We start from the raw sequence: 14,892 nt of genomic DNA on the forward strand, positions 1-14,892 counted from the left end.
AGACAGGCTCGCTCCCACAAGGAATGCGCTTTGCGGGGATGAAATTTCGGCGAGCCGTCATACCGCGACCTCTTGGGCGTCGGATTTGCCGAAACGACGACCGAGGCGGTCAAAGTACAGGTAGATAACAGGCGTGGTGAACAAGGTCAGCACCTGACTCACCAACAAGCCGCCGACCATCACCAGACCCAACGGCTGACGCAACTCAGCGCCAGAACCGGTGGCGAGCATCAACGGCACCGCGCCAAACAACGCCGCGAGCGTGGTCATCAGAATCGGCCGGAACCGCAGCAACGCGGCTTGATAGATCGCCGTTTCCGGGTCCATGCCCTGATTGCGCTCGGCGTCGAGGGCGAAGTCGATCATCATGATCGCGTTCTTCTTCACGATGCCGATCAGCAGGATGATGCCGATGATCGCGATCATCCCCAGGTCATTGCCACTCAACAGCAATGCCAGCAAGGCGCCGACCGCCGCCGAGGGCAAGGTCGAGAGGATGGTGATCGGGTGGATGTAGCTCTCGTAGAGCACGCCGAGCACGATGTACATGGTCACCACCGCCGCCAGAATCAGCAGCAAGGTGCTCGACAGCGAAGCCTGGAACGCCTCGGCCGCGCCCTGGAACTGGGTCTGCACGCCAATCGGCATGCCGATGTCCTTTTGCACTTGCTCGATGATTTGCACCGCATGCCCCAGCGCCACGCCGGGTGCAAGGTTGAACGACATCATCACCGCCGGGAACTGGCCGATGTGAGTGATCGCCAGTTGCGCCTGACGCTCTTCGATGTGCGCCAGGCTGGACAGGCGCACTTGCCCGCCATCGGTGGTCTTGACGTGAATCTGGTTCAGCGCGTCCGGGCCGATTTTCTCGCCGGACTGCGACTGCAGGACCACGCGGTACTGGCTGGCCTGGGTGTAAATGGTCGAAATCTGCCGCTGGCCGAAGGCGTCGTATAGCGCGTCGGTGATGTTCGACACCGATACGCCGACCCGCGAGGCGGCATCGCGGTCGATCACCAGATAAACCTGCAGACCTTTGTCCTGAAGGTCACTGGCGACGTCGGTCAGTTCCGGTCGTTGGGCCAAAGCCTCAACCAATCGACTGCTCCACAGGCTGAGCAGCTCGGAATCCGGCGACGACATGCTGAACTGGTACTGCGTGCGGCTGACCCGGTCCTCGATGGTCAGGTCTTGCACCGGCTGCATGAACAGACGGATACCGACCAGTTTGTCGAGTTCCGGTTGCAGGCGGGCAATCACTTCGGTGGCGCTCAAGTCGCGGTTGCTGTGGGACTTGAGGTTGATCAGCAGGCGACCGCTGTTCAACGTCGAGTTATCGCCGTCGACGCCAATATAGGACGACAGGCTTTCGACGGCCGGATCCGCGAGGATCACTTTCGCCAGTTCCTGCTGCCGCTCACTCATCGCCGCAAAGGAAATCGACTGCGGCGCCTCGGAAATCCCCTGAATTACCCCGGTGTCCTGCACTGGGAAGAAGCCCTTCGGCACGACCATGTAAAGGAACACGGTCAGCGCCAGAGTGCCGATGGCCACCAGCAACGTCAGCGGTTGATGCTTGAGAACCCACTTTAACTTGCGCCCGTAAGCCGCGATCATCCAATCAATTGCTTCGCCGCTAGCCCGGTAGAATCGGCCCTGTTCTTCTTCCTTGGGTTCACGCTTGAGCAGCCGCGCGCACATCATCGGCGTCAGGGTCAACGACACGACCAGGGAAATCAGGATCGCCACCGCCAGGGTGATGGCAAATTCGCGGAACAAGCGCCCTACCACGTCGGCCATGAACAGCAGCGGAATCAGTACCGCGATCAGCGACAGCGTCAGGGAAATCAGGGTAAAGCCAATCTGCTTGGCACCCTTGAGCGCTGCGTTCAACGGGCTGTCGCCCTCTTCGATGAACCGGGAAATGTTCTCCAGCATGACGATCGCATCGTCCACCACGAAACCGGTGGCGATGGTCAGCGCCATCAGGGTCAGGTTGTTCACCGAGAAACCGGCGAGGTACATCACGCCAAAGGTGCCGATCAGCGACAGCGGCACGGCCACCGATGGAATGATCGTGGCGCTGGCCCGACGCAGGAACAGGAACGTGACCATCACCACCAGCGCGATGGCGATCAGCAGCTCGTGTTGCACATCGGTGACCGATGCGCGGATGGTCTGGGTGCGGTCGGTCAGTACGGTGACCTCGAGACCGGCCGGGAGGTTGTCGGTGATGCTCGGCAGTAAGGCCTTGATCCGGTCGACCACCTCGATGACGTTCGCACCCGGCTGGCGCTGAATGTTCAGCAACACCGCCTGATTTTCATTGGCCCACGCTGCGAGGCGTTCGTTCTCCGCGCCATCGACGATTTCCGCCACGTCCTTGAGCCGCAACGGCGCGCCGTTGGTGTAGGCCAGGATCAGGTTGGCGTAATCCTTGGGCGAAGTCAGTTGATCGTTTGCATCGAGCATCGAGACCCGGGTCGGGCCGTCGAAGTTGCCCTTGGGCTGGTTGACGTTGGAAGCGCCGATCAGGGTGCGCACGTCCGACAGGTTCAGGCCGTTGGCCGCCAGGGCTTCAGGGTTGACCTTGATCCGCACCGCCTGACGCTGACCGCCGGCAATGCTGACCATGCCGACGCCACTGATCTGGGCGATTTTCTGCGCCATGCGCGTATCGACCAGGTCATTGAGTTTGGGCAACAGCATGGTTTTGGAGGTGATCGCCAGGGTCAGCACCGGGGTGTCCGCCGGGTTGACCTTGTTGTACACCGGCGGCGCCGGCAGGTCCTTGGGCAGCAGATTGGTCGCGGCGTTGATCGCGGCTTGCACCTGCTGCTCGGCGACATCCATGTTGATGTCAAGGCTGAACCGCAGAGTCAGCACCGAAGCGCCGCCGGAGCTGGTCGAAGCCATTTGCGTGAGTCCCGACATCTGCCCGAACTGACGTTCGAGCGGCGCGGTGACGGCGCTGGTCATGACGTCCGGGCTGGCGCCGGGATAGAGGGTCATCACGCGAATGGTCGGGTAATCGACCTGAGGCAATGCCGATACCGGCAACAGCCGATAGGCGATCACGCCGGCCAGAATAATGGCCAGCATGCTCAGGGTCGTGGCGACCGGGCGAAGGATGAACAGCCGCGAGATGTTCATGCGCCGCCCTTTTTCGCCTTGTCGGTGGTCGCCGGCTCAGTCGCATCGGCCGCCGATTTGCCTTGCAGGTGCCCGGTCGGGGTGGTCGGCACATCCTTGGTGTCGTTGACCACTTCCACTTCGCTGCCTTCCTTCAGGCGGTCGGTGCCTTCCAGGACGACACGATCGCCGGCGGACAGGCCTTCGGTGATCACGGTGTTGTCACCATCGCTGGCGCCGACTTTCAACTGGCGGATCGTGACTTTCTTGTCGCCATCCATCGCATAGACGAAGGTGCCGTTGGTGCCGAATTGAATCGCTGCCGACGGCGCGAGTACCACGCCTTTGAGGGTGTCGGCCAACAGGTGGACGTTGACGAACTGATTGGGGAACAGCGCCTGATCACGGTTTTCGTAGCGCGCCTTGAATTTCAGGGTGCCGGTGGTGACGTCGATCTGGTTGTCGAGGCTCTGCAATACACCGGTGGCCTGTATCTGGGTGTCGCCACGGTTCCACGCTTCGGCGGGCAATTTGGCGCCGCTGCGATAGCGGGCCAGCACAACGTCGAGGCTGTTTTCCGGCAAGGTGAACGCCACGCTGATCGGTTGGGTCTGGGTGATGATCGCCAGCGCCGTGGTGTCGTTGGCGGCGACAAGGTTGCCGACGTCGAGCTGACGCAGGCCCACACGCCCGGCAATCGGCGCACGGATTTTGGTGAATTCGAGATTGAGTTTGGCGTCGTTGACCGCCGCCTGATTGGTCTTGACCGTGCCTTGAAACTGGCCGACCAGCGCTTCGGCGGTGTCCAGGGTTTGCTTGGCGATGCTGTCTTCGCGGTACAGGTTGCGATAACGCTCGACATCGACCTGCGCGTTTTTCAGTTGCGCCTGATTCTGCAGCAAGGTGCCTTCGGCTTGCAGCAAGGCATTCTGGTAAGGGCGCGGATCGATTTCCGCCAGCAAGTCACCGGCCTTGACCATCTGCCCTTCTTCGAACGACACCTTGATCAGCTCGCCGCCCACCCGACTGCGCACATTAATGGTGTTCAGCGCCGTCACGGTGCCCAACGCCTTGTAATACAGCGGGAAGTCACCCTTGACCGCCGGCGCCACACGCACCGGAACCGGCCCGGTCGCGCCGCCGAAACCCGGACGCATGCCACCCGAGCGGCCAGTGTGCCCGGCCACGGCTTTTTGCCCGTTGCCTTCTTTTGGCGCAGCACTGCCAGGCCAGAACTTCCAGCACAGGCCGGCAATGACCAACAGGACAAGCAGGCCGAACAGCCAGCGACGAGGACTACGGGGAGCGGAGGATTGCATTGAATGATCAACCATTGGGCGCGTGGGCTTTTTCTACGGGAGGCTGAACGATAAGCACTGGCGGGGATTTAGCAAAGCGCCTTTACCGGCAATTTACCTTCGGCTTACGTAACAGGAGATTTATCTAAGACACTGAAGCACAAATGAAAACGGCCTGGACAGGGCCAGGCCGTTAACAATTGTAAAACCAGACTTATTTCAGTACAGCGAGTGCCGCTTCGTAGTTCGGCTCTTCAGCGATTTCCTTGACCAACTCGCTGTGCAGCACGTTGTCGTTCTCGTCCAGTACCACAACGGCACGGGCGGTCAGGCCTTTGAGTGGGCCATCGGCAATCGCAACGCCGTAGTTCTCGATGAACTCGGCACCGCGCAGGGTCGACAGGTTCTGTACGTTTTCCAGGCCTTCGGCGCCGCAGAAACGGGCCTGGGCGAACGGCAGGTCAGCGGAGATGCACAGCACGACGGTGTTGGCGACATCGTTGGCCTGGGCGTTGAACTTGCGCACCGACGTGGCGCAGGTTGGGGTGTCGACGCTTGGGAAGATGTTCAGCACTTTGCGCTTGCCGGCGAAGCTCGCCAGGGTCACGTCGGACAGATTGCCGGCAACCAGGGAAAAGGCTGGCGCCTTGGAACCGGCTTGTGGCAATTGGCCGTTGACTTGAACCGGGTTGCCTTTGAGAGTGACTTGAGCCATGAACGGAGTCCTTCTGAACGTTGATGTGGAAAATTCGACGAGGCAGAAGTTAACCATGGATTGCGCTGATGGCCTATGGGCGGATACAAATCGTGATAAGCCGGGTAGGAGCAAGCTTGCTCACGATAGCGGTAGAACCTTCAAAAAAAGGGCGACTCATCGCTGGCCCTGAGTCACTCACCTCCATTGGAGATAACCCCACGCGATTCATGATTGCGATTCATGATAATTGTCAAAACCAGCCCCGATTCCGAGGCGGGCCTCATGCCCAACGAAGGACTGTTGATCGCGATAGGCTACAAAGCGTGCTTAATTTCAAGTTTTTCCATTAAAAAGCAGCACCTCCGACACAAACTACGTCATCTATTAGTTAACCTGATTCAAGAACACACTGAACAACAACCTGCATTGAAACTCCAGCGAATTCCAAGACCAACGCGACCCCCCCGCTGCCGGTATTACCAGTCACCTTCCATACTGGCTGCGTTTGCGCGAGGTCAAATCCAGGCTCACTTATTAAATCTCCTGGGCCAACGCTACCAAAAAGCAGTCTCTTGAGCGTCACTTTGCGACCTAGTAAGGGCGTATCATTTTTGGGAGTCGCCGTTACGATACGGGGGCGGTTGTGGACAAAAAGGGTTCGTGGATCACTTACAGGATTACCGTCAATCAGAACGTCAACTTCTTCGACCATATTCTCAGACAACAGGAAGTTCTCAGGCAGGCTCACTGGCACCGCCATTCCCTTACCCGACAAGCTCATCCCGAACGCACCGCTTTTTTTTGTGCCCGCGCCCCTTAGCGACCAGCTATGCGGACGAGTTTGTATGCACTCAACAATCGTTGGCGAATCACAAGACAAACTGATGGGGTAGTCCGATGGTAGTGGGCTGCCAGCGAAGTGGACAAAAAACTGCTCGAGAAATACCGTTGTCTTGGAATAAGGGCTTGAGCCGCGTTGTTTCGATGACGGGCGATACTTTGGGAAGCGCTGTCGATTTAAACGTCGGCCAATCGACCATGCTGTGAATCACTCACATCCATTGGAGACAACCCCCATGCGATTCATGATCATTGTCAAAGCCAGCCCAGACTCCGAGGCCGGCGTCATGCCCAGCGAAGAACTGTTGACCGCGATGGGCAATTACAACGAGGAACTGGTGAAGGCCGGGATCATGCTGGCGGGAGAAGGCCTGCACCCCAGCAGTAAAGGCGCGCGCGTGCGTTTTTCCGGTGACAAGCGCTCGGTGATCGACGGCCCGTTTATCGAGACCAAGGAATTGATCGCCGGCTACTGGCTGTGGCAAGTGAAGTCGAAAGAGGAAGCGATCGAATGGGTCAAGCGCTGCCCCAACCCGATGCCCGGCACCGAAGCTGAAATCGAGATCCGCCAGGTGTTCGAGGCCGAGGATTTCGGTGCAGAGTTCACGCCGGAACTGCGGGAGCAGGAGGAGCGGCAGCGTGAGCAGATGAACAAGCGTTGAGCCCCCACCCTAGCGCCACGATCACGATCACGTCCAGGTCCTGTGCCATTGAACGGACGTGATCGGGAGTTCTACGCTCACCCGTTTAACCTGATACTTATCGGGGTTAAACGATATTGATGGTTCTTGGAGAACTAGGTTTTCCGCGAACAAAGATACGGGCAGTAATCACACCGACCAATTCCCCCTGTTTAAACTGTATAGAGCTGAATGCATTTTCACCGGTGTATTCAAGTTTCAGACGACTACCGTCTGCCCCTAGCCACTCAACCTGAACCCCCTTCTTCAACTGAGTCCCCTTCATGGATCTCGTCGTTAATGTTTTTGAATTTCCAACCGTCTGCAGAATAATGGTTGTCAGTCTGACACCACCGTCTTGATAGCCCACGTCCACTGGCAGATGAATAAATTCTTGCGGGCTACTCTCCAGACTCAATTTGATTGACAAGTTTCCATCCGTATCGTCACCGCAATTCAGGTTCCAACGAGCAATGGGGTTAAGTGCTTGAGATCCTTCTGGCGGTTCGAACACTGCCCCCAGATTCGGCGGTGTCACTGCATCCGATGACAATACAATTTTCTGGCGTATTAGCGGGCTACCAGGAAAAGGTTCCACCTCAATTAAATTACTGCGATTTCTCACCGCATAAACAACATCGCCAGACTTGAGCTCTTCGCCATTTACCCGGATGACTAACTGTTCAATTGGCTTGGGCGACATGACCTGACAGGGGATTTCCAATGGCATATTCAATTGCCGACTCATTAGAACAAACACAAGAGCACCGCTCTTTCCAATCTCCGGGCTGATCTTATAGCTTAATTTTCCGGCGACCAGCTCGTGCCAGGATTCCAATTTCGGTTCCACCAGGAGTTTAACGCCCTCATTATTGTCCACGACCGCCAGATAAATTTCTTCAGCAACTTCCGGTGCAGCTTCTATTTCGAAAGTACTGTCTTCTCCATAAAACAGGGCGATTGTCTGGTTCGGCAATACCGGCTTGCCGTTGAAGAGTATCGTGGCTTCGTCCCAGGAACGATCGGGGGCTGATTTTTTATTGGGCTGGTTCATCATGGTGTGTTCTCGATAATCGTCGGTGATTGAAAACTGGGCGTTTAACTATCAGCGAAAAACACGCCACCGAAAACTGTCACAAATCACAGGTCGCAAAGACTAATCGGCAATATGCCGGCTGCTTTTTATTCGAATACGGCATGCCATCCCGCGTTCTGTTTGATGCGCATGATCAACATCAGCAGCCACTTCACAGGCAGAGAGTGCGCCCTTCGACTGGATTACCCGCCGACAACTGCTAACGTCATCAGACGTGTCCTACAGGCTTGATAGGAAAGAGATTACGCAGTAACGGCCGCCAAGTGCCCAGTAGACCAATGAGCCACCAAGGAACCGGGGAATCATGTCGAATACTCCAGGAGCGAGCGCCCTTTTGTTGGCGGCATCAATAACGTCCGCCGTGTGTGCCCAGGCGGACAACGCTGACACGGCCAACAAAAGTAACAACCCGTTGAACCTCGCACCGGGGATGAACCTGCAGGACTACTACACCCCGAAGTACTACGACTCGAATATCCACACCAACGATTTGCTGGTGCGCGGGACGCTGCCGATTGCGCCCAACGACTTCATCGGCGTCCCGCAATTGCTGCGCGCCACCGCACCGATCAGCACCCGTCCCGATCCGCACGGTGGCTACAGCACCGGCGAAGGCGATCTGAACCTGTTCGATATCTTCCTGCTCAAGACCGAAGGCGTGCAGTTGGGCATTGGCCCACAGATCACCGCGCCCTACGCCGATCGGGACGAGCTCGGCACCGGCAAGTGGCAAGCGGGGCTGGCGGCCATTGCGATTGATTCATCGCCCCGTGGCTTGCTTGGTGCGTTGGTGCAATACCAGAGCTCTTTCGCCGGCGACAGCGACCGCCCGCATGTCGAATCGGCCACCCTGCAGCCGTTTGTCATTCACAACCTCGATAGAGGCTGGTACCTGCGCTCCACCGCGACCTGGACCTTCGACCTGAAAAACGACACCCATTACATCCCCCTCGGTCTGGGTGCCGGCAAGGTCTGGAAATCCGGGTCCAATATTCTCAACGCTTTAATAGAGCCGCAGTGGACCGTCGAGCGCAAGGGCGATGGCTTGCCGCAGTTCACGCTGTTCGCGGGGATCAACGTCACCTTCGGCAAATAAGGACTCTATTTATGCACGGTGCAATTCGCGCAGCCGGTTACAGCTTGATGAGCATGTTTGTCAGTTGCGGCGTTGGCGCTCAAGACGTCAGCGTCAGTCAAAAGACCGGATTCACCGCCAGCCCGGAGGAAGCGCGGGCCATCGCCAAGGAAGCTTATTTGTACGGCTACCCGGTGGTGGAAATGTACAAGACCCTCTACACCCAGGCGGTCGACAAGAAGAGCCCGAACTTCAAGGCACCGTTCAATCAGATCGGCAATACCGCACAGGCATTCACCGCCAAGGACACGGCCTTCGTCACGCCCAACGCCGACACGCCCTACTCGTTTATCTGGATGGACCTGCGCGCCGAACCGGTGGTGCTGACCCTGCCGCCCATCGAAGAACACCGTTACTACTCGGTGCAACTGATCGACGCCTACACGCAGAATTTTGCGTATCTGGGCACCCGCAGCACGGGCAACGCCGGCGGGCATTTCATGATTGCCGGGCCGAACTGGCAAGGTCAGCAACCGGTTGAAATCGACCGTCTGCTGCGCAGTGAAACCAACTTCGCCTACGCGCTGTATCGCACGCAGTTGTTCGACGAAAAAGACCTGGGCAAGGTCAAGGGCATTCAGAAGGGCTACAAGATCGAACCGCTGAGCCACTACGTTAAACAAAAGGCCCCGCCTGCCGCGCCGAAGGTCAACTGGCCCAAACCCACGCCGACCATGAGCGAAACCCCGGAGCTGTTCGGCTACCTGAATTTCATGCTGTCGTTTGCCCCTCCTCAGGATGCGGAAAAAGACTTGCTGGCGCGCTTCGCCAAAATCGGTATCGAAGCCGGCAAGCCGTTCAAGCCCAACGAGCTGCCAGCCAGTCAGCGCAAAGCCCTGGAAGACGGCATCGCCGACGCCAAGGCCGAATTCGCACAGTTCAAAAAGGACAAGGTCGACAGCCATCAGGTCAGCAGCGGCGATTTGTTCGGCACCCGCGACCACCTCAACGGTAACTACCTGTACCGCTACGCCGGCGCCAACATGGGGATCTTCGGCAACTCCGCCGAAGAGGCGAATTACATCGGTTATTTCGTCGATAAGGACGGTCAACCGGTCGACGCCTCGAAACACGACTACACGCTGCATTTCGACAAAGGCGCCCTGCCCCCGGCCGACGCGTTCTGGTCGCTGACGATGTACGACGGCAAGAGCAAATTGCTGGTCGCCAACCCGTTGAACCGCTACCTGATCAACTCGCGAATGCTGCCGAATCTCAAGCTGGATGCCGACGGCGGCCTGACCCTTTATGTGCAGCACAAAGCCCCGGCCAAAGACCTGCAAAGTAATTGGCTGCCAGCGCCGAACGGGCCTTTCTACGGCGTCCTGCGCCTGTACCTGCCGAGACCGGAAGTCTCCAGCGGCGAGTGGAAAATGCCCTTGCTGACGCCTGTCATTTCAGCCAATCAGTAAGCGGAGCCAGCCATGGTCAGGTGTTTTGTAGTACGTCCTTTGTTGGCCCTCTGCGTGGTTGGCATCAGTCCGCTGGTTTTGGCGGCTGAAGGTGGCGGTGGCCGGCCAATGACCGGCTTGCAGGTATTTTCCAATGCCGGGATCGTGCCACCGGAACCCGGCTGGGTAATGTCGCTGAGCAGTTTCTGGTACGACGGTGAACTCAAGGGCAACGTACAAGTGCCTATCGTTGGCGCCTTGAGTACCGGCCTGGACCTGAAAGTGTCTTACACCATGGCCAACTTCACCCATGTCTGGGATACCGGCAAGGGTCGCTGGAACTACGCGTCGGCGATTGGCGTGCCGGTGCAGTACACCGACATTACCGCGAGCATCACCGGGCCTCGCGGCCGGACGCTGGGAGCGGAAGATACCGGCACCCAGTTCGCCGACCTGCTGGTGACGCCCATCGCCGCCGGCTACCACTTCGACGAGGTCAACCACCTCTCGTTGTCCTTGCCGATCTACCTGCCGACCGGCGCTTACAACGACGATCGCCTGGCCAACGCCGGGCAGAACAACTACACCTTCATGCCCACCGTGGCCTTCACTCACCTCGACGGCAAGGGCGGCGAGTTCACCTTGTCCGGGGGGCTTGAGTTCTACACCGAAAACGACGCCACGGACTACAAGAACGGCAACCTCTTCACCCTCGATGCGCTATGGACCCACGGCTTCGGCAACGGCTGGAACGCCGGCATGGCCGCGGGCTACATCCAGCAGCTCACCGACGACACCGGGTCAGGCGCCAACAGCGGCTTTCGCGGACGCTCGGTGGGCGCCGGTCCGACGGTGGGCTGGGCCGGCAAATTTGCCGACGCCCAGGCCAGCGTCAACGCTCGCTGGATCCCGGAGTTCGACACCAAGAACCGGCCTGAAGGCAACGGATTCAGCGTCAACCTGACCTTGGCGTTCTTCTAGAAGTGAACAGGGATCGCCAGTTTTATCGATCAACCTGCCAATGCCTTTGGCGACTTGAATAAAGGCCCCTCAATGACCGCACTCAACGACCTCAACGCCCTGCAAGCCAGCATCGCCGAAGCGGTACTGGGCCAGGATCAAGTGATCCGGCAGATTCTGCTGGGCCTTCTCGCTAACGGCCATTTGCTCCTGGAAAGCTTGCCCGGGCTGGCCAAGACCCGCACGGTGAAAGCGCTGGCCAAACACCTGGACGCGAAGATGAGCCGCATCCAGTTCACCCCTGATCTCCTGCCGTCGGACATCACCGGTGCCGAAGTGCTGCACCAGATCGATGGCAAGAACGAGATCCGGTTCCAGCCCGGGCCACTGTTCGGCAACCTGATTCTGGCCGACGAAATCAACCGCGCACCGGCCAAGGTCCAGGCAGCTCTGCTGGAAGCGATGGAAGAACGGCAAATCACCGTGGCCGGCAACAGCCATGGGCTGCCGGAATTGTTCATCGTGGTTGCCACCCAAAACCCCATCGAACAGGAAGGCACTTACCCGCTGCCGGAAGCGCAGATGGACCGTTTTCTGATGAAGGTGCTGCTCGATTACCCGAGTGCGGAAAACGAGAGCCAAGTGCTGCGGCTGCTGCGTGAAGAGGAGTTTGCGACAGGCGCCAAGACCGCGCCGGTACAGGGTTTCGCGCTGTCGCAGGAAGTGATTTTCGCTGCACGCCGGGAAGTCAGCGCCATCCATGTGTCCCCGGCCATCGATCGTTACCTGATCGACCTGATCAACGCCACCCGCCATCCGACGGATTACGACGCGGACCTGGGCCGCTGGATCGCCATCGGCGCCAGCCCGCGTGGCGGCATCGGCCTGGACCGTTGCGCCCGTGCCGATGCCTGGTTGCAGGGGCAGGATTTTGTCTCGCCGGACAACGTGCGCGCCGTGGTGCATCCGGTGCTGCGTCATCGTTTGCAGCTGAGTTATGACGCGGTCGCTGATGGCGTCACGGCCGATCAGGTGCTGGATCGCCTGCTCGATAACGTTGCGATTCCTGCCTGATGTTGAAAACAAAAAGTGTCGACGGTCTGGTGTATGTCTCTCTGGCGCAATTGATGGCACTGGAATTCAAGGCCCGTGACCTGAGTTTCCTCGCACGCCAGCCGCAAGGCAGCATCCTCGCCGGCAACCACGCCTCGCGGCTACGGGGGCGCGGGCTGAATTTCGATGAGCTGCGCCGCTATCAACCGGGAGACGACTTGCGCCACCTCGATTGGCGCGCCTCACTGCGCACCGGCAAACCGGTGGTGCGTACGTTCACCGAAGAGCGGGATCGCCCGGCGTTGATCCTCGTGGACCAGCGCATGTCGATGTTTTTCGGCTCGCAACGCAGTTTCAAATCCGCGGTTGCCGCCGAACTCGGCGCACTGGCAGCGTGGATGGTGTTCAACGCGGGCGACCGGGTTGGAGGGTTGGTATTCAACGACTCACGGATCGACGCGATTGCCCCGTTGCGCAGCCGCAAACGGATCGAGGCGCTGTGCAGTCGCATCGTCCAGCAGAATCAGGCATTGAGCGCGGCCAACCCGGACGCCGAGGGCGAGGATCAGCTCGATAAAGTCCTGCAACAGTGTCTGGCAGTGGCCGGTCACGATCACCTGATCTGCATCGTCAGCGACTTTGCCGGTGCGGGCGAACGCACCTTGCAACTGATGCGGCAACTGGCGGCGCACAACGATGTGATCGCCATGCAGGTGTACGACCCGCTGGCGTTGAACCTGCCGAAAAATGGCCGTTTGCTGATTACTCAAGGTCAGTTGCAAGTCGAGCTGGCGGTCGAACAACGCAGTGTTCATCAGCCGTTGGGGGATTTTCTCAGCGGTCGGCTCAAGGACGTTGCCACGCTGCTGCGGCGAAGTCAGGTGCCGTTGATGATGTTCAGTACGGCGACCGAGGCGCAGGCACAACTGCGCGCGGAACTGGGCAAACTCGGCGGGGGGCGGCGATGAACCCGAACGTGCCGAGCATTGAGCAACTCAAGGAAATGGCCCTGCCGGCGCCTGTCAGTTACGCGCCGCAGACGTGGGGCTGGTGGGTGTTGCTGGCGGTGTTGATGGCTGCTGTGTTGCTGGTGGGTGCACGGCGGTATTGGCAGTGGCGGCGGGATCGGTATCGGCGCGAGGCGCTGGTACGGTTGGCTGAACTGCAAAGCAGCGATGATCAAATCAGCGCCCTGCGCGAACTCCCCGAACTGCTCAAACGCGTCGCCCTGTCGATGCCTATGAGTTGGAATACAACCTCTGTAGGAGCCGGCTTGCTGGCGATAGCGGCGTGTCAGGCGCCTTCAATAGTGACTGACCGGACGCGATCGCCAGCAAGCCGGCTCCTACAGGGTTCAGCGCAGAGTCAGTCGGCTTCAAGGGTGAATGGACAGACGCCTTCGCGAGCAGGCTCGCTCCCACAGGAGGATGTGGGTGCACTCGGAGGCGAGGATTGGCAGGCATTTCTGGCGCAGCACAGTGCGCAGCCGTTGCCGGCGGATTTCAGCCGGCAATTGGCGTTGCTGGCCTATGCGCCGGATGCAACATTGCTGGCGTTGCCCAATGATCAGCGCCAGCAGCTGTTCGACACCTGCAAACACTGGGTGGAGTCGCATCATGTGGCAGCTTGATTACCCCTGGCTGTTACTGCTCCTGCCGTTGCCCTGGTTGGGTTATCGTTACCTGCCCGATTACCGCGAAGCCCGCAGCGCCGTGCGCGTGCCGTTTTTTGGCGCCATGAGCCGCGCGGTCGGACAGGCGCCAAGCGCCGCCGGCACACGCAACAATCGCTGGCAATTGCTCCTGAACCTGCTGGTCTGGGCGCTGTTGCTGCTCGCGGCCGCACGTCCGGTGTACGTGGAAAAACCCATCGAACGCCAGCAACCGGTGCGTGATCTGATGCTGGCCATCGACATCTCCCAGTCAATGGAAACCACTGATTTCACCAATGCCAACGGGCAGAAGATCAACCGTCTGGCGGCGGTCAAGGACGTGGTCCACGGTTTTATCGACAAGCGTAAAGAAGATCGCCTGGGCCTGATCGTGTTCGGCAGCGGCGCGTATCCGCAGGCGCCGCTGACACTGGATCACGCCAGCCTGTCGCTGTTGCTGGACGACACCGGCATTGGCATGGCCGGGCCCAACACCGCCATTGGCGATGCGATTGGCCTGAGCCTGAAGTTGCTGGATCAGGCCCATGAACGGGAAAAAGTCCTGATCCTGCTCACCGACGGCAACGACACCAGCAGCGCCATCACCCCGGATCACGCGGCGTCGATGGCCGCCGCCAAGGGGGTGGTGATTCACACCATCGGCATTGGCGACCCGAGCGCCGAAGGCGAAGCCAAGGTCAACCTGCAAGGCTTGCAGCAGATTGCCGACGTCACGGGCGGCAAGTTCTTCCGCGCCGAAGACCGCACGGCGCTGGATCAGGTTTACAGCACCCTCGACACGCTGACCCCGCACCAGGTGAAAACCCTCAGTCATCAGCCGAAAAAGGATCTGTTCTGGTGGCCGCTCGGCGCCGCTATCGGTTTGCTCGCGCTCTACCACCTCGGCGCCCTGTTGCGTCCGCACCTGGCCCACGCGCGTCAGCGGCAGGAGGCTTGAG

Annotated in this window: 13 protein-coding genes and 1 pseudogene; 9 read left to right on the forward strand and 5 right to left on the reverse strand. The window is 59.2% G+C overall.

Annotated features, from left to right (window positions below; translation table 11 throughout):
• Window positions 1-57 precede the first annotated feature (57 nt).
• The 3 genes from IB254_RS03735 to tpx all read right to left on the reverse strand — a co-directional run bounded on the left by IB254_RS03735 (window position 58) and on the right by tpx (window position 5,145).
• Window positions 58-3,153, reverse strand: coding sequence for an MdtB/MuxB family multidrug efflux RND transporter permease subunit (locus IB254_RS03735; RefSeq protein WP_192416450.1), 3,096 nt, complete (start codon window positions 3,151-3,153; stop codon window positions 58-60).
• Window positions 3,150-4,466 (reverse strand): MdtA/MuxA family multidrug efflux RND transporter periplasmic adaptor subunit, encoded by a 1,317-nt coding sequence (locus IB254_RS03740; protein WP_192416451.1) that lies wholly within the window; start codon window positions 4,464-4,466, stop codon window positions 3,150-3,152. Before IB254_RS03740 ends, IB254_RS03735 begins: the two co-directional genes overlap by 4 nt.
• 178 nt (window positions 4,467-4,644) lie before the next feature.
• Window positions 4,645-5,145 (reverse strand): thiol peroxidase, encoded by a 501-nt coding sequence (gene tpx, locus IB254_RS03745; protein ID WP_008030203.1) that lies wholly within the window; start codon window positions 5,143-5,145, stop codon window positions 4,645-4,647.
• 213 nt (window positions 5,146-5,358) lie between these two features.
• On the opposite strand from tpx, the pseudogene IB254_RS29440 reads away from it, so the two are divergent.
• Window positions 5,359-5,442, forward strand: a pseudogene (locus IB254_RS29440) (YciI family protein); the annotation flags it as partial.
• A gap of 73 nt (window positions 5,443-5,515) precedes the next feature.
• Here IB254_RS29440 and IB254_RS03750 read toward each other — a convergent pair.
• Complete coding sequence (locus IB254_RS03750; protein ID WP_192416452.1) at window positions 5,516-5,908, reverse strand: hypothetical protein; 393 nt, start codon at window positions 5,906-5,908, stop codon at window positions 5,516-5,518.
• 295 nt (window positions 5,909-6,203) lie between these two features.
• Here IB254_RS03750 and IB254_RS03755 point away from each other — a divergent pair, with 295 nt between their 5' ends.
• Window positions 6,204-6,629: a YciI family protein gene (locus tag IB254_RS03755; protein WP_150633644.1), complete on the forward strand. Its 426-nt coding sequence runs from the start codon at window positions 6,204-6,206 to the stop codon at window positions 6,627-6,629.
• A gap of 106 nt (window positions 6,630-6,735) precedes the next feature.
• Here the strand turns inward: IB254_RS03755 and IB254_RS03760 are convergent, their stop codons facing one another.
• Complete coding sequence (locus IB254_RS03760; RefSeq protein ID WP_192416453.1) at window positions 6,736-7,704, reverse strand: hypothetical protein; 969 nt, start codon at window positions 7,702-7,704, stop codon at window positions 6,736-6,738.
• A gap of 343 nt (window positions 7,705-8,047) precedes the next feature.
• Between IB254_RS03760 and IB254_RS03765 the strand changes: the two genes are divergently transcribed.
• The 7 genes from IB254_RS03765 (at window position 8,048) to IB254_RS03795 (ending at window position 14,891) form a co-directional block, all read left to right on the forward strand.
• Window positions 8,048-8,839 (forward strand): hypothetical protein, encoded by a 792-nt coding sequence (locus IB254_RS03765; protein WP_192416454.1) that lies wholly within the window; start codon window positions 8,048-8,050, stop codon window positions 8,837-8,839.
• Between the two features lie 11 nt (window positions 8,840-8,850).
• Window positions 8,851-10,290 (forward strand): DUF1254 domain-containing protein, encoded by a 1,440-nt coding sequence (locus IB254_RS03770; RefSeq protein WP_192416455.1) that lies wholly within the window; start codon window positions 8,851-8,853, stop codon window positions 10,288-10,290.
• 12 nt (window positions 10,291-10,302) lie between these two features.
• Window positions 10,303-11,250, forward strand: coding sequence for a transporter (locus tag IB254_RS03775; protein WP_192416456.1), 948 nt, complete (start codon window positions 10,303-10,305; stop codon window positions 11,248-11,250).
• Between the two features lie 72 nt (window positions 11,251-11,322).
• Entirely contained in the window at window positions 11,323-12,303 is a 981-nt protein-coding gene (locus IB254_RS03780; RefSeq protein WP_192416457.1) for an AAA family ATPase, read from the forward strand.
• Window positions 12,303-13,250 (forward strand): DUF58 domain-containing protein, encoded by a 948-nt coding sequence (locus tag IB254_RS03785; RefSeq protein ID WP_192416458.1) that lies wholly within the window; start codon window positions 12,303-12,305, stop codon window positions 13,248-13,250. Before IB254_RS03780 ends, IB254_RS03785 begins: the two co-directional genes overlap by 1 nt.
• Window positions 13,247-13,912, forward strand: a complete 666-nt coding sequence (locus tag IB254_RS03790) for a DUF4381 domain-containing protein (protein ID WP_192416459.1) — start codon at window positions 13,247-13,249, stop codon at window positions 13,910-13,912. The genes IB254_RS03785 and IB254_RS03790 overlap by 4 nt, the downstream gene beginning before the upstream one ends.
• Window positions 13,899-14,891, forward strand: coding sequence for a vWA domain-containing protein (locus IB254_RS03795; RefSeq protein WP_192416460.1), 993 nt, complete (start codon window positions 13,899-13,901; stop codon window positions 14,889-14,891). Before IB254_RS03790 ends, IB254_RS03795 begins: the two co-directional genes overlap by 14 nt.
• Window position 14,892: the final 1 nt, after the last annotated feature.

The sequence above is a fragment of the Pseudomonas sp. PDM03 genome (assembly GCF_014852385.1).
GTDB classification, from domain to species: Bacteria; Pseudomonadota; Gammaproteobacteria; order Pseudomonadales; family Pseudomonadaceae; genus Aquipseudomonas; species Aquipseudomonas migulae.